The sequence below is a fragment of the Pedobacter sp. genome (assembly GCF_031119335.1).
Lineage (GTDB): Bacteria > Bacteroidota > Bacteroidia > Sphingobacteriales > Sphingobacteriaceae > Pedobacter.
Window position 1 is genome coordinate 261,058 of sequence record NZ_JAVHXT010000001.1, and the last position, 23,390, is coordinate 284,447.

Genomic DNA, 23,390 nt, shown 5'->3' on the forward strand with positions numbered 1-23,390 from the left:
CAGGTTTCTTTCAAAGAAAGTGCTTTGGCTTATTACTGCAGCCCGAAAACCGCATTAGCGTTCTTGAACACCGTTGAAAATCAATAATAGATAAATGGTGATAAAATAAGAGACCGAAAATTAGCTGAACGAAGATTTGAGGGGCTATCGCTAGCCAAAAACATATTTTTCTTATCCCGAACTCACGTTATTTTAAAATTTTATGTCAGTGAGTATTACTAAATGTTTAATGCCATAATTAAACAAAATACCGTAGGACACCACCTACGGTATTTTTAAAAATCATTAAGGCTAGTTTTTTATAATCTTTTTCACTAGAGGTATATTACCGTTAAATTTTAGGAAGTAGATGCCCGAAGCTACATTGTTTAAACTGATAGCTGTTTTGGTTGTTGAGCCATCTAAAGAGATCTGTTTTAGTATTTTGCCGTTGCTATCTATCAACTGTATTTGATGATAGATACCTGCCACAAACGCAACGTTAACGATATCTTGCGTTGGGTTTGGATAAATCTCTACTTTGTTATCAGCTAAAGACACATTAACCACTCGTACCCCTAAATCTGTTATTTTACCGTTCAAATCTTGTTGTTCTAATCGATAATAATTAATACCATTAACTGGTTTTTTATCATAAGAAACATAATTATAACCGGTTGTTGTATTTCCAAAACTTACAACTTTATCAACAACATTAAACTGCTGCCCATCCACTGATCGGGAGATGATAAATTCTTTGTTATCAGTTTCAGAAGTGGTTTGCCACTGTAACTTAACAACTCCTGTGTTTTGCAGTGTTACATTATAGTTATGTAGTGTAACTGGCAAAGTCACATCAAAATAAGCCAATGCTTTTGCCATAAAAGCCGTAATCTGTGCTTGAGGTGCAGTTTCTAATGTAAATCCAAGATAAATAAGTGCACCAGGGGTAGTTCCAGATCCAAATGTACCTTTATAGGCAACTCCAGCATAACGTGTTGAGTTATTATAACTTAAAATTCGCGTTCCACCGCCAGCACTGTTAATATTATCCGGAAATCTTGCTACATAACTCTCACCAAGGTTTAGCGTTACGCCCTCAAACGGAGTACCTGTTATTCCCGTCACAGGATTGTCTATGGCTACAGCGCCGTCACTAACATACGATGCCTTCAAATAGTTGTTCATAAAACTTAAATCGTACTCAGCTACAGTAGTAGTTCGCCCTAAATTGTATGCAATTTCTGATCCGGTAATGAGCAGTTTTCCGCCATTATCTAAGAAAGATTTGACTTTATCTTTATTTGTTCCGTTAAAAACCTTGTCAGCGCTAGAATCGTCCCCGGTAAACCATAGCACAATATCGTAGTCGTTTAATGAAATAGTTCCTGCGTCTATCATCTCGTCGGCAGCAGAATTAATTCGCATGGTAGCGTTGTCTTTTAACGTATTAAAATAAATGGCAGAAAAATTATGCGATCTCGATTTATAGTCATTAACTCGATCAAATGCATCAACAATAAGCACCCTTGGCCCTGTTGTAGTATTTATAGTTCTACTATAAACATCACTTGGTACACTTTCAACATCGGGATTAACACCATTGGGAACCACCGCAGTAAGTTTGAAATGAACCGCAGGCGTAGTAGGCACCACTAAAAATTGACTTGGGTTTAAACTGACACTTGTTGTGGCGGCTGTTAAGGTAGTTTCATCAGCAGCTAAGGCCCAACCGCTAAAATTGTCGTCTAAGGCATAATATAAGCGATATCCTTTTAATGTAGGCTCGGTGTTGGCTTTCCACGCTGCATTTACTACGTCAGAAGCTCCCGCACCTGTTACGTAATACAGCGTTGGTAATGAAACTGACGGAATTACAACGCCACCGGCAATTCTGCTCAATAAATTTGTCCAACGTGCAGCAGTTAAATTAGGACAATTGGTATTGCCAACATCATTATGACCATATATGCCACGATCCCCATTAACTCCTCTCCTTACTCTTGGAATGTTATTTCTATTACAAACATCTATAGCTAGGTTTGCTGCGGCGACTAACATCGGTTCGCTATCCCACATGTCCAAGTTGGTAGCTAAAACTTCATGTTCTGTACTTACACCTGCACCATTCCATTGTGGATAACCGGTTACACCTTGTGAATAAGCTCGGTCGCTTTCTCTCACTACCTGCGATATTTCACCATCAATATTTCGAATAGCATAATGAGCGCTCGATGGTGAAGTACGTGTGCAATCACTAAACCAAGCTATTGCACCAGCATAAGTTCCGGTTGCCATATAATGAACAAAATAGTATTCGATGTTATAACCGTTTCGCCCTGTACCATAGTTACAAGTTGTAAGTCTGTTTATTGCAGTTGGATAATCGGTGGTTGTACTAGGAACACCTTGAACACTTCTATTTGTTTTTTCAGGTGCGTTTTTATATTCAGGAATAGTTATTGGTTTAGCGTCAATTTGAATAATTTCTCTCCAAAGCGATACCGTTTTACTTCCGTTTTTGATCACATTGTAAAAACTTGTTGCTAGCGAAGTCTTCATTTCTTCGTTGCTTAAACCCGTCAAATCTCTCGTTGCCTCAAACCAATCCGCTAAATCATCCGATTTAGGTTTGCCTTTTTGATAATGGGCTAACAACGCAGCTGCGGCTCTAATATTTGCTTTGGCTTCATTTTTTATATCTTCAACACTTGACTTCGTCAAACTTGCAGCAAGTGTAATTTGTTTGATACGATCCGTTTCTATCAGACCCATCATTCCATAAGAGCCATAAAAAGATGGTCCTGTTTGTGCCCAATTGCTTTGCACTTGAGCGGCAGCTTTTAATATGATTGCCGGTACTCGAAATTCAGCTGCTGCGTCATTGATATATTTTTCTGTGGTTGCTACAGACGGATGCGGACGATTTAAAATTTCGGCAAGGTGTTCATGGTCTTCTCCACCATGATCATATTCAATAACTACACCTTGGGTTTTAGCTGATTGATTTTGTTTTTCTATCGCGGCTTTCCGGTTGCGGTCGGTATTTGAAAGAAAGTCGTTCATGTCTCTTTGCAAAAACACATCACCGTTTCCATAGACATTTTTTTTTATTGGCGAGCTTAAATGTTTATCTGCCAATTTAATCAAGTCTTCATTGGTTCTTTTGACTTGTGCAATGGCGCTACTTGATATTGCCAAAACTACAGCAATAGCTTTTAGAATAAAAGGTAATTTTCTTCTCATACTGAATATATTTTAGTGTTAGGTTTATTAAAAATTCATGCAAAAAAGAGCACACTTTATTCCATAGATAACTGATTGATAGTGTAAGTCTAAGAATAATAAATTTAAAATGCAAGTTAATGCGGTTTTGTATTGCAAATCACGTAAAAAACCGCACACAAAAAGCTTTAGGTGTTATATTTTTCGCTCTGCGCAATCACCGGCGATATTTTGGCATTCTTTACTAATTAACGTCATGCTAGACTTGTGCCTAACAAAATCTGGTATAGTCTGAGATCTTAATGCGGTAGTATTATATTTCATTAAGCTTTATCAGCAAACCGGTCAAAAAACGCGGAAGTTTATAAAGCTTTAAGCCCGCCATAATAAATCGGTGCTAACCGATAATTGAAGCCCACCTGCGTTAATGGTGGGCTTTTTTTGGTTGAGATAGGGCAGTGGTTGTAGTGAGGTTATTTGTAAAGTCTGTTCCTAAGTTCCCTTATCCTCGTGTATGCGGGGATCTTAAAGCGGTGATATTAAGTAAGAAATCAATATCCCTACCCTGTAGCAACTTTAGTCCCGCTTTACACTATAGTCCCGATAAAATCGGGAGTTGCCGTTGCAATCGGGTTTAATTAAGAAAAGCTTGTGCAAAACACGTAAAACCTTGCATCGTCGTATAAGCCATTAACCATTCCTAGTTCGTCATCCTCAACTCGATTGGGGATCTTAATGCGTTAGTGTTTAAACCACGCTGTCAAATGAACTAATGAGCAAATGAACCAATAAACCCAAAAAAACCATTTCCATAATCCCAATCTTTCCTTTAAATTAGCATAAGCCAAACAACAATCTAAAACGCTCACAATTATCATGGAATATTTTCCGCTCATTTTACTCTCATTTTTGCTAATTTTAGCTATCATTAGGCCATTCACCGTTTTATTTCATGAGCTGGGGCACGCTGTACCTGCTTTACTAATGACCAAAGGAAAGGTAGCGATCTATCTAGGTTCATACGGCGATCCAAATAAGAGTTTACATTTTAATATTGGACGGTTAGAGTTTTGGTCTAAATACAATCCCTTTACTTGGCGTGCCGGACTTTGTGTCCCTTCTTCTGCGGATATGTCCTATAGCCAACGTATCATCTTCATTTTAGCAGGCCCACTTGCGTCTTTAATTATAGCGTCAATTGCATGTTACTTTACTTTCGCGTTTGACTTACATGGTAGTATCAAAATTATACTCATCATCTTTCTCGGCTCAGCTATCTTCGATCTATTTGTCAACTTAAAGCCTTCTGCTAAGCCAATAGCGCTTTACGACGGTAGTTTTGCGCACAATGATGGGTATAGGTTAAAGCAGCTCTACTATTTTAAAAAGTTACCTGCTACTTACGAAACAGCTGCTAAATTATACAACCAAGAAAAATATGAGGAAGCAGGGGCTTTATTTCATGAAATGTTAGAAAAAGGTATCAAAGAAACTGATATTTATAGATTAGCCATTATCTCGTTCCTGCAGACAGGAAAGTTCCAATTAGCAAGTATTTGGCTCGACGAATTTACAAAAGCCGACACCTTGGACGCTGATGATTTTTCTAACGTCGCACTGGCATATGCTCACATCAATGAGCATCAAAACGCAATTGAATATAATACGAAAGCTTTATTGCTAAACCCCGAACATAAATATGCTTTAAATAACAAGGGTTATACCTTAAACCTGCTCAACAAATTTGAAGAAGCCATCCCCTTATTTGATAAAGCTATTGAAATAGATAACGACTTTGCCTATGCCTATAATAATCGAGGCCTATCGAAGATCAAAACCGGTCTACAAGAAGAAGGGCTGGAAGATATCAAGCACTCTTTTACACTCGATGAAAATAATGCCTACGGCTATCGTAACTTGGGTATCTATCATTTAGATAGAGGTGAGCATGTCGAAGCTATAGATCTGTTCAAAAAGGCGAAGGAATTAGACCATACAACTCATGGCATTAACGAATTGATTAAAGAAGCAGAAACGGCAATTTATAAAGCTTAAATTACGGTACAGGCGAAACATCTTTCGCTTTAAGCTGATATAAAGACGAAAATTTTTCGTTCCCTAATGAAAAACACTAATGAAAAAAGAACTGACAGAATTAAACAATGAAGAGCTTTTAAAGAAGCATAAAGAACTCAAAAATGGTAAAATAATCAATGCGGCAATTGTTGGCTTTACTATCGGTATTTTCTGTTACAGCGCCTTAAATAATGGTTTTGGTCTATTTACGTTCTTTCCTTTATTAATTGCCTATCTGATTATCAAAAACTCAAAAAATGATAAGATTTTAATGGCGGAAGTAGAAAAGGAGTTAAGAACCAGAGGTTTGGAATAAAGGACAAATACAAAAAGATAATTTCTAGGGTTCAGCTTCGTACCTGCTTCGGTGCTTCTTCGGTAAAAAGGCCATTTTACCGAAGGCTTCCCGAACAAGTACCGAACACAAACCGAACAAGGGTAGGAAAAACCGACCAGTTTCGGATAAAAAAGACAAGGAGTAAGTGTGTTTGTGTAGGCAGCCAAGGGAATATCTATATCGCAGATTTTGGCAACCAAAGGGTTAAAATTACCATGGCAGATGAGAAAATTAATACTATAGCAGGATATAAATGGGGTGAAGAAAATGGGGATTGGAAGAATGCGAATTGGGCGAGATTAACCAATCCCTTTGCAATTTACGCGGCATCAGATGGCTCTATCCTGTTTTCCGACTTGGGCAACAATCTGATCAGAAAATTGACACCAATAAGGTGGGCATATGGTTGGTAGTGACATTGTACCGAAGGTTTATCAATAATAAATGGGCGAAAAAGTCACATTTTAACGTTAAATATCCTGAATTAGGTTATTTATGCTGCCAACATTTACCTCCTCCGGCAACCACTCGTTTACAGTATCCACCTGATTTGTTTTTAGCGCCGCACACAGTAGAGGTAGGAGTGGAAGAACCGCCACCACTATTTCCTCCACTGGAACCTGATCCTATATATTGACCAAAACTTGAACTACCGTTACCGTTTATAGTATGGTATGAAATACTAGCGGAATTGTATCCTAGGTTGCCATAAATTACCTCTTCGTCCTTTAGAATGTAAGCCGAGATAGATTGATAGGCTGAAAGCGTAGTCTTAACGTTCAGTTTCAGTTCGAAGCTAACTTTCGCAGGGAATTCGTAGCTCCAGTTTCCTATATTTGATTTCAATGTTTTAGTGTTATTGGAAGCATCGGTGTATGTAATGTCGCAATAATTGCAATTTACTTCATAGCTATATTTAGGAAAGACCTCTTCATTAGGTTGATCTTCTTTTTTCTTACAAGAAGAGACCAAAATAACGGCGAGCATAGCGACATACAATTTAGGAAAATTAAAAAATGATTGTCGATTATATGTTTTAAGCATTTTTTTAAAAGGATTTAAAGGCACGCTCAGTAAGAACGTGCCACTGTTTATTTATTCGAGAGTGTTTTTTTGATGATGGTATCCATGTAGGTGGGTAGGTCTATTCCCTTAATTTGGAAGTCTGTTATCCCCATTTGCATAAACCAATCTGCCCAATACTTTTTGATTATGTCCTCTTCAAAATCCTTCCCCTTTTGCGGATTGATGCCGATCACTAAAACCTTTAAGTCTTGAAGGCCACTGGTGGCTGGAATGAAACCGATTTTTGCATCATCCATGCGTTGGGCAAAGTCGGAATGATTTAGTTGGGCGGTTCTGATTAGTTCGGGATTGAGGTAAGATGTTTTATTATCTACCTTCAATTTGTTTTCTTGATGGTACATGTAGCCGTCGGTTATGATAACTAATACATTGTGATGCTCTGGCAATATACATTGATCTTTCACCTTGTTTTTAAAGAACGACCAAATATCAGCTCCAATGAACTTGTTTTCTTTTAGAGCTACTTGATAAATCTGTTCAGCAGATGATGCGTAAATGGGCGTAATACTAGTTATTTTATCCGGTGTAGCTGTAGACTTGTCAAACACAAATCTCATTTCTTTGGCGAGGTCATTGATCTCTTTCGATTTGGGCTCAGGTTCAAAGAAGAGCTGCATGGTTTCATTCATACTACTGATCTTTGTTTTGTTCACATGGTTTTGAAAAGCTTCCGCCAGACTTTTGATATAGCCTAAGTCACGCTGATAGATTTCCATTGTTTCACTCGGATACTTCTTTGGGTCTATCCTGTCAGAAAGGTCAAGAAAAATACTTAAGTTAAGATTTTTTGCATGCTTCTGATTTGAAATGGCCGTTTGTTTTGCAGCTTTTTGAGGTTCTGAATTACAGCTATTTGCGAGAGTTAAGATGATGAGGGCAGCTGCAAGCAGAACTAAGTGAAAATATTTTTTCATATTAAGATACTTTGGAATAAATTAAATGTTGATGCTGAGGCTTTAACAAGTCGAGTTCTTTAAGGTGCTCCTCTGCGGCGATAGCGCATTCGGTAAGCATTTCATTCTTTCTAGGGTCAGGAAGTGCTAATTCTCCATTAATAGCTTGAAACCAGCCTTCAACATATTGGTTGTGGTAATGTAGATACTGTTTTACATTGAGAATGAATCCATCAATTTTATTCTGTAGTTCTTCGATTTTGCCTTTAATAGTACTAATCAGTTGCTTGGTGTTTTCTATGTCTCCTGAAATTTGTAAACGAGTTTCTCCCACACGTTGTAGTTCCTGTTGTTTGTTCCTAATGAAAGCTTTGATTTTGTCAATATTCTCATATTCTTTCATTACAAAATCGAAAACTAATCCCCAGATGATATATACTACAAATCCAGCGAAGATGATCATCCAAAACTCTGCCTCTCCAATGGCTACCTTAAGATTATAAGGCGGGGTAGTCGGTGTTTTGTTGAAATCATAGATTTTTTTCTCGATTTGGTACGCCAATAACCCATCAAATAAAAAGGTGATGAGGAATAGGGCGGCTAACCTCATGATGTTTTTAATTCCCTTGCCTTTTTGCATCATATGAATGATGTATCCAAGGCCAAGGAAAACAGTTGGAATGGTAACCACTAAAACACCTTCTAGCCAACTGTCGCTAAACGCATTATTGAGGGCTTGTGAGTCAAAAATTGCTGTACTGAGACTATCGTCTGAAAAGACCTTAAATAGGGCCGAGTAGGTAGCAGAAATATAAAAAACAAACAAATAGATCGTAATAGGGATCAATAACAGTAAACCAATATAGAATAATGCATGTGGTTGCTTGGTATCAGTTACACCATGTTTTTCTGGATTGCTACGTACCGTTTCAATATCTTGCTTTATAGCTTCTATTTTTAGATCTTGCTGTTGCAGTTTGTCTTGGTATATGGAAAGAGCCGTCTCTGCATTTCTAAGTTCTCCTTCTTGTTTAGCTTTATCTTGGATATAGGGTTGTTTAAGCTTATGCTGCTCTTCCTTTAGCCTACGACATTGTTCCTCGAAACTGCTGTATACATTTTGCAGGCAAGCTTTTAAGGTCACCGCTTTTCCAGCAGCTTTTTGCGAGGCACCATAACCACTCTGATAATAACTGATACGAACTTGAACTTCGTCGTTTTCATTTTCGGCATCTTGTTGCGTTGAAGGTAGCTGTTTCTTTAGGGAGAATAACTTGTTGATTGCTTCCATGGCTTAATCTTTGATTTTAGTTAACACTTGGGGAAGAGACATTTCTTGTTGGGCACATTCTAACAGAAAAGCGCAGATACCATCTACATTGGAGTCTTCAAACTGAAAGCGTCGACAAAATTTTTGAAGCGTGCTGTACTCGTCCTCGGTAACTTCTTTGTCAGCCCAAATCATTACTGAAAGGTCATATAGATATTCTATTCTTTCTTCTCTAGTGCTGGGGATTGAAATTCTGGCCAATGGATCGGTGAGAATTTTTTCAAGTTGATTGGTTTCTACACCACGCTGTTCTGCAAACAGATAAAGCTGTTTCATCTCAGGGGTATCAAAGTTCTCATCGGCACAAGCCATTTGATAGAGCCTCAGAAAACGGCTCTGCAGCGTGGCGGTAATTTGGTTTTCCATTTTTCGTCTGTTGGGTTATAATGGCGGTAAGCCACTCTGTTTGTTTATAAATCCAAAACTAAAAGGAGTAAACCTTAAAATTATACGGAAAACCGTAACAGCTAAATAACTGTGTTGTGGTAAAAGGATTGGGCTAAATAATGCCCATATCCTTGCAGAATGCAATTAACTGTTCGTTCTTGTTAAAGTCGAGTACAGTCTTAATGTGATTGAGACGTTTTTCCATTGAACTCTTTCCACTAGGGGAAATATTAAGCTTAACAAGGAGATCAGGTATTTCCTGTAATTTTTTTCCTTCTGCTAGTAAAGAAAGTACGGTAACATCGTAGTTTGTAAACTGATGACTATGTGATGGATTAATCTTTTCCCTGATTCCTGGTGGCATATAAACTTGTCCCTTGGCTACAGCTTCTACCGCTTTTTCAAGTTCAATAGCGTCTGTACGGCCTTTTTGCACATAGCCGTCTACCTTTAGGTCTTTGAAATAGGACTGGATCTTTGCCGTACGATCTTCTCCCGAAAAGATAATGACCTTGAGCTGTGGCTGGATTTCTCTAGCTGCAATAATCAGTTCTACTCCACTTTTCAGCTGCTGTGTTCTATGGTCTTCGATAAAGGAAATATCAGTAACTAATAAGTCATACGGCCGTCCAGAGTTAAGTTCATTCTTTAAACGAGTAAAGGCGTCATCACAGTAATACACATAGTGGCACAATGGTATAGCCAGTTCTTCAATTATTTTTGTTACAGCTTTGCTGCTGTTTTGGTGGTCTTCTGCCACTAGTACTTTTTCGAGCATATTATTTCTTAGGTTAATGGAATTCGGATTGTGGCTTGCACACCTCCATTCCCATGGTTGCCAAATATAAAAAGTCCTTTTAGTGCGGCAATACGGCTTTCCGTATTACGGATACCGGTACCATCTTTCTTTTCATCCAATAGACCAATGCCGTTGTCGCGGTATTGTATTTCCAATTGTTTTTCTTGTAGTGCAAAACGTAGTACCACTTGGTTGGCATTACTGTGTTTGCGCATATTGACTAATAGCTCTTGAATGGCCAATATTATTTCATCTTTAACAGTTACGTTTAGTTCGGTATTTAGTTTTTCGTCGAGACCTACCGTTAGGATTTTAGTGTCGTGGTTCGAAAATGAAAGGATCAGTTCCTCCACCCGTTCTATAAAATCCATTGGATTTGCAGAAACGGCATGTGATATTTGTCTAGATTGATTGTATAGCTTTTCAATCTGGCCAATGAGTTTTGGCTTATCTATAGATTCGCTATATTCTACTTCAGACATCATACGGTAAAGACCATTGGCTACCACGTCATGTATTTCTTTTGAGGTTTTCAGTTTACTTTCCTTAATCTGCTTTTCCGCCTGTTCGGCCATTCTGCGTTTGCGATGTCGGTAGATGGTGGCTGAGATGGCACCTATGGCCAAAATGGTCACCACTGCTAGTGCTAACAGCGCATTCCTTCTTTCGATCTGCACTTTTTTGTGTTCGTTTTCTTGTTCGAGCTTCAGTTTGTCGGATTTATGTTTTTCAGTTTGGTAGCGGATTAGTGCAAATTGGTTTTTGGCTGCACTTCTAACAGAAGAAAGACTGTCATCAAGTTTACGGTAACGTTTAAAATAGCTCAGTCTTTTAGTAGGATCTAATTCTGCCAGTTTTCCAATCGCTTCAAGTTCGTTGTCCGGGTTTTTCAGTTCTAGCGCAAGCTGATACATGAGCTGGCTGTAATATAATGCCGAATCCGGTCTACGGAAAAGATAATAGTCGGTAAGATGAGAGTAGCTGGAGTTCTGGCCCCATTGGTCGCCGACTTTCTTTCGTAGCTGTAACGCATGCAGGTAGTCGGTTGCGGGGTTGAAACTAGGATTTTGCATCAACTGTGCCTTGGCAAGATTGGTGAGCGTTCTGGCCCTGTGTTGTGCAGAGGAGGTTTTACCTAGTACCTCTTGGTATAGTTTGATGGCCATGGCATAATTACCTTTTTGCCGATAGGCATTGGCCAGATTGTTTTTGGTTATATGGAGATGTGAACTGTCTTTGACGAATGGGATGGCCTGGCCATAGAAATCAATGGCATCTTCATATTTTTTAAGGTCATAGGCAGTGATACCAAGGTTGTTTAGGTTGGCCAGGATACAACGATGATGTTTTTTGTTATTAGGGTTTAGGTAGCGTAGTGCCTCTATGGAATATTCTTGTCCATTGAAACTATCTCCCTGATCATTAGCTAAAATGCCCATATTGGCCAGAGCATTGGCGAGGTTAAAGCTGTCTCTATACTTGATAGCCAATTCTCGAGCCTGTCCGAAGACTAGAAAGGCGCTGTCCAGTTTTCCTTTGTCCCAAAGGCGGTCGGCAATGACAATGAGCGAATCGGATGTCAAGTCGGTTGTTGTTTCGCTAATTTTTTCCTGGGGTCTCCCGCAGGAATTAAGGACGAGGATGACCAGTAGTAAATAGTAGTCGAGTTGGCGTTTCAATTTTTCCTGTTTTCGACCAAAATAAACAAAACCGTGCATATTTGCACGGTCTTGTAAAAATGTACGGTTTAGAAACCGTTCGCATGTATGCCTGAACGGAATTTGATTAAGGTTTTGTAGGCCTGATCGTACCGTTGTCACCATTATGGCCTCCGCCATCACCGTCTTCTCCACCGTTTTCTGGGTCACCTGGAGTACCTTCAGGGTCGGTGTTGTTAACATGTACTGTAGTATTTCCGTTTCCGCAAGTTTGTTGCGCAGGGGATGCCAAGCCCAATAATATGGCAATAAAAAGAGGTAAAAACATTTTTTTAATTTTTAAATTTTGCTCAATGGCAGGGCTTATCGAACCATTCGATAGCTTGCTGCATGTTTAAGCGGCGCCGCTTATTGGGAAGGTGGTTTGAGCTACTTGGGCGGAAAAAAGGGCTGCTTCCCTTCAGTTCCTATTTCCGCCTTTCGCGGCTCTAGAGATTTCGTTTGCCAAGTATGTGTACACTTTGGCTGGCGATTTCGAATACAAAGTTGTGGTGTGCTAAAGACTTGTAGGCAAGACGGTTCCGGTCTTTCCATTCTTTCCGCTAATATTCCGGAAAACCGTAATTAATTCCGTATATTCCGAGATAATTTCGTGCAAAATCCGACGCTATGTTCTCGACTTATAAGCAAGCCGTACTACATCACTACCTATCGAAAAAGAATGCTAGCGAACTGCCGATCAGGTTGCGGAAGCCTACGCCGGCGGGCATTAGGGACCATCTGATCCAATATCTAGGTAAGTATTACGATGCCAGAAAAGATGAGCAGATTTTAGAGATGTTCTTTAATCATCAAGATGAAGTGGCAGCTTATGCCAAAGCGGTTAATAGAATTGATATAGGCAAGTTTAAGCCTGTGATTAAATTCTTAGAAGGCAAAACGCCCAACCCAGAGGATAAGCAAGTTCACCTTGCAGCACTATTGATTGATTTTGAACGGCCTTATATATTTGGCAAGGATTACAGTTTAGAAGAAACAGAAGAGAAAGATGCTGCAGAAACTGAAGAGCTGGAAGATTTGGTTAATGAAAATGAATTAGTAGAGGAAATTGAAAAGCAGGTTAATGAAGAGGGGGGGACTGTGATGTCGACGTTGTTGGCGCCTGTTGAGGATGAAGAAACAGCTGATACGGAAAAACCAAGCCTTGAAGAAAAGCAGCCAAATAGTGAAGCGTCTATAGGAGAACTTGGTGCAGATGATCATAATAGAAAAAAGGGCAGATTTTTCTGGTTGAAGAATGGCGTTGGCAATAAAGTAAGGATGCCATTACTGGTGCTCTCGGCAACAATTTTAGGCTTTGTGGTAAAAGAATTAGTGGTAGGCGTTCCAAATGGAAAACAATGTATGTACTGGAAGAACGATCGTTATATTGCTATTGCCTGCAATGAGAAGCTGCCAAAGGAAAGCAAAAAGCTGGGACTTGATACCTTTTTGTTGGATAATTTTAGGCTGATTACCGAACCCGACACCATTACCGAGCGCTCCATTGGTAAATTATGGTACCTGAAGCACCAAAAGAATTTCGATTACTTTACAGTAGAGGGAACCCATCCAATCCACGGACGAAGATTAAGCCGTTTGAGTGATCTGATCTATAAGAATGAGATCGATGCAAAAAGAAACGGAAAAGCTAGCTCACTATAATATGTTGTACTCTTACGGAAAAACGTATAGGAGCCAAATTACTTGCTAGTAAATTTGATGCTAAAAGATAACATCATGGAAAAAATTGAAGCAATTAAACCAGGTCCAAAACCTAAAAAGGATGATGGCACACCAGACAAGAGAAGGAGGGTAACTCCTGAAGTAAAACCTAAGCATCCGGATTTGAAGCCACACAAGCACAGACCTGGAGATTCGAAGTAATTAAAAAGGCAGCATTTCGTAATGCTGCCTTTTTTTGATCTAGATTATATAGTTTAGCGAATGTAGGCGGTACTACAATAACCTATATTTCCCGAACTAACTACCTTAACCTTTGTCCATTGGTCGTGTTTGCTAATGAATAACAAACGTTGCTTACGCTTCAATTTTTCTACCACAGCGTAAGAACCGCCAGGCCCTTTGCGTAGGCTAAGCTCACCTGCATTCACTTCTAGATAATCTCGTCCCATAACTTTGGAAGTTACAACTCCTGAAAGATTCGAAGTTCTTTTATTGCTGTAGTTGCTAGATTTTGTTTTCTTTTTACTGCTAGTGCTTCTGCTAGGATAATAATCAGTAGATGAAGCTGTAGATGGTGCACATACGCCACAAGTACCGCCACTACTACAATGTGCACAGCGTGAACAATTGCGACAAGCAGAACAATAGGCTGATCCGGTACATCTGCCCAATGCTTCTTCTTTTAGTTTGGTGCCAGCTACGCTTTGTGCGTAGCTGCAAATTGGCAAAAGGCAAATGCCCATGAGCGATAAAAGGTATTTCATTGTCTTTTATTTTTGTGAATTGCGAAGTTAATCTAAGCCCAACCTGTCATGTTACGGTATTCCGTAAGGTTCCAATCTTTGCTGTACTTATTTTGGCTTTATGAAAAAATACATCTATATCATAAGCTTGGGATTGGCTCTGTTGGCTTGTACCAAAAGTAGTACTGCACCCGAAATCGAGGGCGATAGGGCATGTGGCAAAAATTCTTCAGGACAGCAACTTTATATTGGTCCCAAAGGCGGTTGTTTTTATAACAACAGTAATGGTAATAAAATCTATGTAGAAAGAAGCGAGTGTAAATGTGATTGATTTTTGGCTTTTACGGAAAACCGTAAAAGTAGCTTGTAGAGAAAATTAATATTTGTTGACGAGAGATTTAGCAAATTATTAATATGTATCGCCGATTTAAGCCCACAAATTCAAAAGATATACGGAGCGAACCCGATGAAAACCGAAAAGAGCCTACTCATGGTAGCTATGGCGGACTGCTTTTTGACAAAAGATGGCGTAACAAACGCGAAGAAATACTGCAAAAAGACAATTGCATTTGTCGAATATGTAAATCTAGCGAAGAACTTCAGGTGCACCATAGGCAATATCACTACTTGAAAGCAGAAAAGAAGTTTAAATTTCCTTGGGACTATCCAGATCAACTGTTGATCACTCTATGCGAGAAATGCCACCAAAAAGGCCATAACAAATACAAAGTACCAATCATTTATTTATAACAAAATGTGGAAATTTTTTAGAAATGAAAGTAAGCTTAATTCAGCAGGGAATGAGCCAAATTTTGAGGGCGCAGCCGCCCCAAAAATAGAAACTACTACAGAAATCCCCGAACGTCTTTTTATAGAAAAAGAGCAGGTGGAAGAAAAAAATGTTAATGCTAACTCCTTTAAAATAGAAAGTAATATCGAGCAGCTTTTCAATTTCCTCGATCGAAACCACGAAACTAAGGGGTATGAAGATGCGCTCATGAACCCAGATATAAGTCATTTGGACCAAAATATACTGGCGCTGAAAAATGATTTAGAAAGAACAATTCGGAGAGTAAAAACATTTTACGAGGATTTTACTAGGGAAATAGACTTTCATATAGACAGTCGTTCGAGAAGTGGTCTGGTAGATATTGTGGACGAACTGAAAATGAAACGCTCCATTGCCGAAAGCCACATGGTAAAAGTGCTAGAAATTGAAAGCGATGCTGCCAATAACAAAGGCGATAGCCAAGGCATGATCATTAGTTATACCCGAGGGTTTAAAAATGGGCTATCGGCCATATCACATCACTCCATTCTTAAACGTTTTTAGCCATGAATAAATTTCAAAGGTGGTGGGTTAAGTTTGGTTGCTTTCTCACAGGTTATGATTTTAATCTATTAAGTAATTGTAGTGAGGTTGCGGTACGTAAGGTGAAAAAATATACCGCTGCGTTAATCATTATTAGTATTATTTGGGCTTTTGTAGGTTACACCTTTTGTAATCGATACATTAAGTTAGGTCCCTATGAAAGTTTATTCGGAGCTCTAATAGCTACCATTATTGTGTTGCAAATTGAAAGACAAATACTTATGGTACAAAAGTCTAGTAACGGTATGGCGTGGGTGAGGGGAACCATTGCGGTGCTCATGGCTTTTATTGGTGCCTTGGTAATCGATCAGATCATTTTTAAGGATGATATTGAGAAAGCAAAAATGCAAAGCAATCAAGAAAAGGTTAATCAACTTATGCCGCTAAGGTCTGCCGAATTGATAAGGCAATTAAAAGAGTTAGATACTACCTTACATATAAAGGAAATAGAGCGAGCTAATTTATTGGCAGATATCAATGCCAATCCAACAATTAAGATTGTGGAAATTAGCAAGAGCCAAGTTCCAACTACAACTGTTTCAAGGGATACGCTTCAGGGTACTATTTCTAAAGTGGTGATGAAAAATGTACAGACCACCAACCTAAAATCGATTCAAAATCCAAAGTATGCACAATTGGCACCACTAGATACGCAAATGGCTGCACTGCTTGTGCAAAAAACTAAGAAAGAGGCAGTGCTGCTCGATCTACGTAACGAATTGGAAGTAGAAGTCGGAAGTAAAATAGGTTTTTTAGATGAGTTGAATATGATGATGCAGTTGCTTTCAGAATCTTCAATTGCAATTGTGGTATACGCCATTTGGTTTTTGTTCCTGCTCTTTTTGGAATTGCTAATTCTAATCAGTAAACGAAGCGATAGCGATTCGGATTACGATATGGCAATACAGCATCAAATGGCTGTTCACAATAAAAAAATTCAATTATTAATGAAATCTCAAAATCTTTAATAACTAAATCTTATGGCTTGGAAATTTAGAAAACGCATTAAGATCATCCCTGGTATTCATCTAAATATTAGCAGAAAAGGAATAAGCACCACTATTGGCGTAAGGGGTGCAAGTGTAAACATTGGGCCGAATGGAACATACCTTAACACCGGTATTCCCGGCACGGGTATCTACGATAGGCAGCGAATATCGGGCAATCCAAGAGTAAACGCAACGGTAACTCCTGCTGTAAATACTGTTCCCAATAGCTATCCGAAGGAAGATCACTTGATCAATACACCAACTGTGTTCGATAATATATTCAGCTTAGATGCCAATCAGATTACCTCTAGCGACATGCAGGGTATCAAGGATACTATTCTGATGGCCCATCAACAACGGAAAGAACTTGCGAAAGATCGATTGTCTGTATTGTTACAGTGGAAGAAATCACAATCCAGTTTGGTACTGAGCTATTTCTTATTGTACGGTTTCTTTATGAAGGAAAGGACTTTGGCGTTGAAGGTAGATATTGCTGAACAAAAAAGAACCATCCAAGCCATAGATCATCAATTAGGAGCTAGTACAGTTGAGCTGGATTTTAACTTTGATGAAGAAATGCGCCTACAGTACGAAAAGGTTGTTAATGGGTTTGGGAAACTATGCCGTATGGAAAAAGTTTGGGATATTACTTCTTCTCATGCCAACGATCAGTTTGCTACCCGTTCTTCGGCAGCTTATAACATCGTGCGCCGCCCAGTAAAGTTTAAGCTAGCATCCCTGCCAGAAATCAAGTCTACAACGCCAGCTATGCTATGGCAGAATGCTAATGGTGCCGATTTGTATTTCTACCCAAACTTTGTGGTGGTATGGAATAATAAAAACCATTTTGCTATAGTTGGCTACAATGAACTAGACTTGCGCTATAGCACTACACGCTTTATTGAAGACGAATGCGTGCCGAAAGATGCGGTGGTGGTAGATAAAACTTGGGCTAAGGTAAACAAGAATGGGCAGCCGGATAGACGCTTCAAGAACAATTACCAAATACCAATTGCGGGTTATGGTAACATAGAGCTGAGAACAAATACAGGCTTGAACGAACGTTACCTCTTTAGTAGCAACGCCAATACTGCAAATTTTAATAAAGAGTTTTTAGAGTATCAAATTAGTTTGTTGAAATTGGAATATGTTCCAGAAGTAAATGTTGTGCAATCCTAATTCAAAAAATCCAGATATTCTTTAATTATCTTATGACATCAATAAAGCCTACTATTTATCTTATCAAGGATAATATAAAAGAACCTAAACAGATCTTCAAGAAGAGCTATAGGTTAATTATGGTTGAAAAGGACGAAGCCGTCCTATTTTATCGAGCAAGTCAAAATAGCACTCCAGATTGGGCAAATTATCTTTCTGAAAATTTTGAAGTTAGTACAAAGCCTTTTAAGAATTCCTCTTCTTATGCCGTAATTGTACTAAAGATTGATAACCGATTGCTCGCAATACCTTTGGGAATGGGCTTACATTTACTCGATTTAACTAAAATTGAATATAATTTCGGTCTGAAGACTGCCATCAACTGCATTCCGAAGGCTGAAATTAGACAGATAGACACCACTACTCCGGAAACTAATTCGCAAAAAACAAAGAAACAAGCAGTGACAGGATCAACTCCAGAGGATTTTGGCATTAATAAGCAGAAGGATATCCTGCGGGGGATAGTTGGGAAGCTGCCGAAAAATCATGAGCTGGGGGATGCATTGGAAGGAAAGGATAGTTTGAGATTGTCAAAAAATGTCGAAGGGTTTATGAAGCTTAAATCCTTGGCAAAAAAGGTATTAGAGCATTTTGCTTCAACACACTACAAAACTGATTATCCATGGATTGATAATATTGCTATGGTCAGGGATAAATCGCTAATTGAAAAGCTTACAAAAACGCTAGTTAAAGCGTTAAAATACGGAAAATTCGAAGACATGTTTTTTTCACCACCAGTTTATTATGAAATGATTTTCGATTTCAATGGTTTTATTTTTTCCACAGGCGATGGTAAGCGAATCGATAAAAAAGAGACTTTCGAAATGCCAGATATGCTGGATTGGAAGAACAGTGTAGGGACATCGATCAAAGAGATCTCTTTAGAAAATCTTGATAAGTTCAAAGTCAATCTAGTAAGCGATACACAAAAGAAGGAACAGGATTGGCCACTTCAAAGGTGTCTGTCTTGGGAAACTGATCTCGAAGGTAAAAAGTACATACTTTCGGAAGGAAGTTGGTATGCTGTAGAATCTTCTTTTTTCGATGAAGTAGAAGATTTTTATGGGAAAAGGATTTTAAGTGCACATAGTTTGCCTAGACCATCAAAAAGCAAAATCAAGGAAAGTATTTATAATGAAGAAATCAGTAAAGCAATAAAAGACAGTTATTTATTTGATTTAGGGAGCCCGAAATCTAGCTCTTTCAGTTTAGGAAAAGACAGAAACGAAGCTTGTGATGTATTCGATGTAAAAGAAAAAACATTTATCCACGTAAAAATGGGTAAATCTTCGCCTTCTCTGAGTCACCTGTTTAGACAGGGAGCGTTTAGTGCACAACTTCTCAAACAGGATTTGAAAAGCCGTGATGAATTTCGGAAGCATTTTACTACTCAAGGGTGTAAGACTGTTGTGATTAATGAGCCATATGTACCTTCAGAGTTTAGGATATTATTCGCCGTGGTACTTGGAAAGAAGCAGAAGAAGAACATACCATTTTTTAGCAAAGTATCATTTAGAGATATAGCAGAAAATGTTTTAGAACTGATGGGGCACGAGTGCAGGCTTACATATGTTGATCTTCCTTAGAAGTTATGATGCTGTTTCATGATTTGAATTTAGATAATTATAATTATTTTAATCCTAAATAAATTTCTCAGAACTATATATGTGCTCTTAGTAGTTATCCAGATCTCCATAGCTTACAAAGAGAAACATTTTTTATAAACTTAAACTAATATTTTATGAATGAATTCGATGAAAATGATCTGATTAACAATGATTATGAGAATACCACTACTAAAGGTGACAATCCGAATTATACGGCCATTCGTGATCGTGAGAGAGTAAGTAAAAAAGAACGTTATGAAGTTGTATATTTTTGCAACGCATTTATAAATGACTATAACGTGCCCAAAACAAAAGAAAGTTTTCAGAAAGTTGAAAAACTAATTAGGCTCCCTCAAGCTAGGGGTATTATTATGCGTAATGAGCTAAATGATTTTGTAGCGCAAAATTGGAACAAAGCATTAGTTTAATATGTTGCCAATCGAAGACGCCATCCAAATACGTTTATATGGCGTCTTCTAACATTTAGGTGCTCAAGAAATAAATTAGGGTTTTAGCCAAAAAGCTTATCGGCTTATACACTCTTCTTTTTATAAGGACTATATTTTTGATTTCTTACTTTTAGCTGCTAATGCTTCTTGTTCCGCAATAGTGTTTAGCTTAACGTCTTTAAAAATCTGCTTTTGAAGTTCTCCAGGCTCTACTTCCATTGCTAAAGCTATGAGATAGCTTTCTTGGGCGGTAAGTATAGTTGAGGGGTCATTAGAAAGCAAACTTAATCTTGTTTCACTTATTCCTGTTTTTCTATAAATCGCAGCTTTATTTGCTGATTTATTAAATAGAAATTTTCCCAAGTTTGTTATTTCCGATTTCTTTTTCACAGTAATCATTTCAATAAACTTAGTTATTGATGATTGTACTTTATATTTTTGATGTTTTTAATTATATTATATAAAGAATAATTTATAATATCTAAACTTTAATTTTTATATTCGTTTAATAATTAGGTATTAATAAGAGTCTTGCAACTACAAAATCTGAGGCCGTTGAAGCAAGACAGCAGATTAATGCCCATATCTATATGTAGATGTATATATTTGTACATCGAAATAGATGTGGGACTGCTGTAAATCCATTTCAACGTAAGGCCTCAGAAACTTTAATGTAGTTACGGTATGTAGTCCCACATATATTGTTTGGGCTATTCGCCACCAAGACTCGTATAATCAAATACGAGCATGGAAAGAAAACAATTAACGCAATTTTCAAAAGCCTATCGTCGCAGTAGGCAGTGCAGCCAATGTTTTGGCCTTTCTTTACGTACATCCAAACCTGTATCGTTTTATCTTTTTGATCGGCTTTATGCTTTGAAGCCGAAGAATCCGGTGTAATTCCTCTAACTCCCCTAAAGGGGAATGTCTGCCTATTGCATTAAGATCCCGTATCAAGCACGGGATGACGCATGATGCAGAAGGATAGTGCTAATTAACTTGGATCCTTCGACACGCTCCCCGATGATATCGGGACAGGCAGGATGACATTAGGTTTGAAGAGCAATGACGGCAGGGGGGAGGCTTCGGGAAAAATAAGGCTAAAAGCCTCAAGGGAGAAGTATGCTCAAACCAACCAACAAAATAGATAATCAACAATAAATTTAGGCTCATTGTGGCGCCGTAAGATGAGGCGAAAGCACTCGTTGAGCATTTTAATGCACACAATTAATCAAAATTAACCAGCAAAAAAATGAACCTATTATGAAAAGAAATTATGCACTCAATTTTGATCAGTTTAGGGAAGGAAACGAAAAGGGTTTGACGTTCTTTTATCAATTATGGTATCCTAAATTATATTACTGGTGCTTTAGATATATCAAAGACGATATAAATGCCGACTGCATAGTAAATGAAGCTTTTTTAAGGTTGTGGTTAGCGAGGAAGCAGATGGAAGTGGTAGAACAGTTGGAGCTATTTGTGAGGAAGTTGATTGCAGATGGTTGCAGGGCTTTTTATAAGACGGCTAACCATCAATTTCAGCGTAGTATGTTGCGTTTAGACGAGATAGATGATTACCAAGATTGGATGGCAGGCTTTGATCCGAGATTGGAAAGTGAAGAGCAAGCGCTTTACGAGCAGGCACCAGATGAACAGCTTAAAGAGCAATGGGCGCAGGTAGAAAGGGTGATCCCCAGCCTTAATTTAGACCAGCAATTGTTTGTGCGTTTGTGCATGAAATATGGTTTCGACTATGGTCGTATTGCCTGGCATGTTGGTGGGGTCTCCGATCATCAGGTAGCCCGAAAGGTTGAAAAAATATTGAAGGAGCTGAAAGCCATCCTTTCCGATACGAAGAAGCTGGGTACCGTTAAGAACAGCCAGTTCACGTTCCAAGGCGATGTAAGCGAAGAACAGTCCGAAATTTTGCGCATGCGCTATACTTTGGGCTACAGCTTTGCCGAAATCGCCAAGGAGCTGAACTTACCCCAAGGCGATATCCAAAGGACTTTTGTAAATGCGATGACAAAGGTTAAGAAGGAAAAATAAACAGAACCAAAAAATGGAGTGCCAATGCCCGGCATGAGGGCAGGAAAGACAGTGTGCATGGCAAAATGAGTTATTATCTATTATAAATGAAATTCAAGCTAAACTTATGGAAACTAAAACCATCATCATTACCCGCAAAATTCAACTCCTTATAGATAGCGAGGATGCTGAAGTAGTTAAAGAGGCCAAAGCTCAACTCTATCAATGGCAAAACATCTGCTTTAAGGCAGCTAATATGATCATAAGCCATCAGTTTATACAGGAGCAGGTAAAAGATTTTTTCTACCTCACCGAAGACATCAAGCTAAAGTTAAGCGACAAGAAGAAGGATGAAGATGGCATATTAACGTTATCAAAAGAGGGTACCACCTACCATGTATTGGCTAGCCATTTCAAAGGTCGGGTACCTATGAACATGATGGCTAACCTTAACCATAGTTTGCTATCGTACTTCAGTAAGGAAAAAGCGGCTTATTGGAAGGGGGAGAAGTCGCTTAGAAACTATAAGAAGAATATTCCAATACCATTTAGCGGACGGTCTATTACTAAATTTACGCTTACGCCCGATGGTAGGAATTATCGTTTTAAGCTCTTTAAAATTCCTTTTAGAACTTACTTGGGCAGAGACCGCTCTGACAAAAAGATAGTGATGGATCGATTAAGAACTGGAGCACTGCAGCTTCGTGCCAGTCACTTGCAAATCACACAGGGCAAAGTATTCCTATTGGCCACCATTCAAATGGAGAAAGCGCAACATGAGTTAGATCCCACGGTTATTGCGGAAGCTTCGCTGTCCATAGAACATCCGGTGGTGGTTAAGATTGGGAAATATAGCTATACCATTGGCAGTAAGGAAGAGTTTTTGCATAGGCGTTTGGCCATACAAGCTGCTATCTATCGGGTAAAGAAGGGGGCGAGCTTTAATAGGGGTGGGCACGGCAGAAAAAGGAAGATGAAAAGCTTGGACGACTATAAACAACAAGAAAAGCGCTATGTAGATTATAAACTGCATGTGTATAGCCGAATGCTGATTAATTTTTGCATTAAACATAATGCGGCTACGCTGCTATTGGTTAATCAGCAGGCCAAGGAAGAGCTAGCCAAAGAAGATCATTTCTTATTGCAGAACTGGAGTTACTATAGTTTGAAAGAGAAGATAAGCTACAAAGCTGTAAAAGCAGGCATACAATTAATTGTAGAATAAATTTAAGGAGGTTGCTTGCACAACCCTAGGGTGAGATCATTGGTACTCACTAAGCTTAGCGTGATCTAGCTGGCATGCAACAGAACAAAATTTGTTCGCATAAGGAGTTGTTTTGTATTTTTTGATATAAAAGAGGCTACTTGCATAGCCGCAGGGTGAGATCGCTGATACTCACTAAGTTTGGTTAATCTGAACCTGTAACTGAACGTAATTTGTTCGCATAAGGAGTTGTTTTGTATTTTTTGATATAAAAGAGGCTACTTG

At 38.6% G+C, this 23,390-nt stretch carries 23 protein-coding genes; 13 read left to right on the plus strand and 10 right to left on the minus strand.

Annotation, left to right across the window (positions count from 1 at the left end; genetic code table 11):
• Positions 1 to 291: 291 nt before the first annotated feature.
• Entirely contained in the window at positions 292 to 3,225 is a 2,934-nt protein-coding gene (locus REI64_RS01130) for an N-acetylmuramoyl-L-alanine amidase (RefSeq protein ID WP_308848239.1), read from the minus strand.
• A gap of 855 nt (positions 3,226 to 4,080) precedes the next feature.
• On the opposite strand from REI64_RS01130, the gene REI64_RS01135 reads away from it, so the two are divergent.
• From REI64_RS01135 to REI64_RS18285, 3 genes are all read left to right on the plus strand, one after another.
• A complete protein-coding gene (locus REI64_RS01135; protein ID WP_308848240.1) occupies positions 4,081 to 5,259 on the plus strand; it encodes a tetratricopeptide repeat protein in 1,179 nt (392 codons plus the stop codon).
• Between the two features lie 79 nt (positions 5,260 to 5,338).
• Positions 5,339 to 5,596: a hypothetical protein gene (locus REI64_RS01140; RefSeq protein ID WP_308848241.1), complete on the plus strand. Its 258-nt coding sequence runs from the start codon at positions 5,339 to 5,341 to the stop codon at positions 5,594 to 5,596.
• A 146-nt stretch (positions 5,597 to 5,742) separates the two neighbouring features.
• The gene (locus tag REI64_RS18285; protein WP_375141987.1) at positions 5,743 to 6,030 is read left to right on the plus strand and encodes a hypothetical protein; all 288 of its coding nucleotides are present in this window, start codon (positions 5,743 to 5,745) and stop codon (positions 6,028 to 6,030) included.
• A gap of 76 nt (positions 6,031 to 6,106) precedes the next feature.
• On the opposite strand, the gene REI64_RS01145 is transcribed toward REI64_RS18285, so the two are convergent.
• The 7 genes from REI64_RS01145 to REI64_RS01175 form a co-directional block, all read right to left on the minus strand.
• Positions 6,107 to 6,604 carry a hypothetical protein gene (locus REI64_RS01145; RefSeq protein WP_308848242.1) on the minus strand — a complete coding sequence of 166 codons (498 nt, stop codon included), beginning with the start codon at positions 6,602 to 6,604 and terminating at the stop codon, positions 6,107 to 6,109.
• Positions 6,605 to 6,708: 104 nt separating this feature from the next.
• On the minus strand, positions 6,709 to 7,617 hold the full coding sequence (locus tag REI64_RS01150) for a hypothetical protein (RefSeq protein WP_308848243.1): 909 nt from the start codon (positions 7,615 to 7,617) through the stop codon (positions 6,709 to 6,711).
• 1 nt (position 7,618) lies between these two features.
• Positions 7,619 to 8,887 (minus strand): hypothetical protein, encoded by a 1,269-nt coding sequence (locus REI64_RS01155; RefSeq protein WP_308848244.1) that lies wholly within the window; start codon positions 8,885 to 8,887, stop codon positions 7,619 to 7,621.
• A 3-nt stretch (positions 8,888 to 8,890) separates the two neighbouring features.
• The gene (locus tag REI64_RS01160; protein WP_308848245.1) at positions 8,891 to 9,292 is read right to left on the minus strand and encodes a hypothetical protein; all 402 of its coding nucleotides are present in this window, start codon (positions 9,290 to 9,292) and stop codon (positions 8,891 to 8,893) included.
• A gap of 133 nt (positions 9,293 to 9,425) precedes the next feature.
• The gene (locus REI64_RS01165; RefSeq protein WP_308848246.1) at positions 9,426 to 10,091 is read right to left on the minus strand and encodes a response regulator; all 666 of its coding nucleotides are present in this window, start codon (positions 10,089 to 10,091) and stop codon (positions 9,426 to 9,428) included.
• A gap of 8 nt (positions 10,092 to 10,099) precedes the next feature.
• Entirely contained in the window at positions 10,100 to 11,830 is a 1,731-nt protein-coding gene (locus REI64_RS01170) for a tetratricopeptide repeat protein (protein WP_308848247.1), read from the minus strand.
• Between the two features lie 67 nt (positions 11,831 to 11,897).
• The gene (locus REI64_RS01175; protein ID WP_308848248.1) at positions 11,898 to 12,098 is read right to left on the minus strand and encodes a hypothetical protein; all 201 of its coding nucleotides are present in this window, start codon (positions 12,096 to 12,098) and stop codon (positions 11,898 to 11,900) included.
• A 341-nt stretch (positions 12,099 to 12,439) separates the two neighbouring features.
• Between REI64_RS01175 and REI64_RS01180 the strand changes: the two genes are divergently transcribed.
• Positions 12,440 to 13,474: a hypothetical protein gene (locus REI64_RS01180; RefSeq protein ID WP_308848249.1), complete on the plus strand. Its 1,035-nt coding sequence runs from the start codon at positions 12,440 to 12,442 to the stop codon at positions 13,472 to 13,474.
• 75 nt (positions 13,475 to 13,549) lie between these two features.
• Entirely contained in the window at positions 13,550 to 13,696 is a 147-nt protein-coding gene (locus REI64_RS01185; protein ID WP_308848250.1) for a hypothetical protein, read from the plus strand.
• 53 nt (positions 13,697 to 13,749) lie between these two features.
• On the opposite strand, the gene REI64_RS01190 is transcribed toward REI64_RS01185, so the two are convergent.
• Positions 13,750 to 14,259 (minus strand): SH3 domain-containing protein, encoded by a 510-nt coding sequence (locus tag REI64_RS01190; protein ID WP_308848251.1) that lies wholly within the window; start codon positions 14,257 to 14,259, stop codon positions 13,750 to 13,752.
• A 100-nt stretch (positions 14,260 to 14,359) separates the two neighbouring features.
• Here REI64_RS01190 and REI64_RS01195 point away from each other — a divergent pair, with 100 nt between their 5' ends.
• From REI64_RS01195 to REI64_RS01220, 6 genes are all read left to right on the plus strand, one after another.
• Positions 14,360 to 14,569, plus strand: a complete 210-nt coding sequence (locus REI64_RS01195) for a hypothetical protein (RefSeq protein ID WP_308848252.1) — start codon at positions 14,360 to 14,362, stop codon at positions 14,567 to 14,569.
• A gap of 423 nt (positions 14,570 to 14,992) precedes the next feature.
• Entirely contained in the window at positions 14,993 to 15,571 is a 579-nt protein-coding gene (locus REI64_RS01200; protein ID WP_308848253.1) for a hypothetical protein, read from the plus strand.
• 2 nt (positions 15,572 to 15,573) lie between these two features.
• Complete coding sequence (locus tag REI64_RS01205; protein ID WP_308848254.1) at positions 15,574 to 16,578, plus strand: DUF4407 domain-containing protein; 1,005 nt, start codon at positions 15,574 to 15,576, stop codon at positions 16,576 to 16,578.
• 12 nt (positions 16,579 to 16,590) lie between these two features.
• Entirely contained in the window at positions 16,591 to 17,778 is a 1,188-nt protein-coding gene (locus tag REI64_RS01210) for a DUF4236 domain-containing protein (RefSeq protein ID WP_308848255.1), read from the plus strand.
• 32 nt (positions 17,779 to 17,810) lie between these two features.
• Entirely contained in the window at positions 17,811 to 19,403 is a 1,593-nt protein-coding gene (locus REI64_RS01215; protein WP_308848256.1) for a DUF6119 family protein, read from the plus strand.
• 155 nt (positions 19,404 to 19,558) lie between these two features.
• On the plus strand, positions 19,559 to 19,852 hold the full coding sequence (locus REI64_RS01220) for a hypothetical protein (protein WP_308848257.1): 294 nt from the start codon (positions 19,559 to 19,561) through the stop codon (positions 19,850 to 19,852).
• Between the two features lie 129 nt (positions 19,853 to 19,981).
• On the opposite strand, the gene REI64_RS01225 is transcribed toward REI64_RS01220, so the two are convergent.
• The gene (locus REI64_RS01225; protein WP_308848258.1) at positions 19,982 to 20,272 is read right to left on the minus strand and encodes a hypothetical protein; all 291 of its coding nucleotides are present in this window, start codon (positions 20,270 to 20,272) and stop codon (positions 19,982 to 19,984) included.
• Between the two features lie 864 nt (positions 20,273 to 21,136).
• Here REI64_RS01225 and REI64_RS01230 point away from each other — a divergent pair.
• Together REI64_RS01230 and REI64_RS01235 are read left to right on the plus strand one after the other, a co-directional pair.
• Positions 21,137 to 21,922: a sigma factor-like helix-turn-helix DNA-binding protein gene (locus REI64_RS01230; protein WP_308848259.1), complete on the plus strand. Its 786-nt coding sequence runs from the start codon at positions 21,137 to 21,139 to the stop codon at positions 21,920 to 21,922.
• 106 nt (positions 21,923 to 22,028) lie between these two features.
• The gene (locus REI64_RS01235) at positions 22,029 to 23,126 is read left to right on the plus strand and encodes a hypothetical protein (protein WP_308848260.1); all 1,098 of its coding nucleotides are present in this window, start codon (positions 22,029 to 22,031) and stop codon (positions 23,124 to 23,126) included.
• The last annotated feature ends 264 nt before the right edge of the window (positions 23,127 to 23,390 follow it).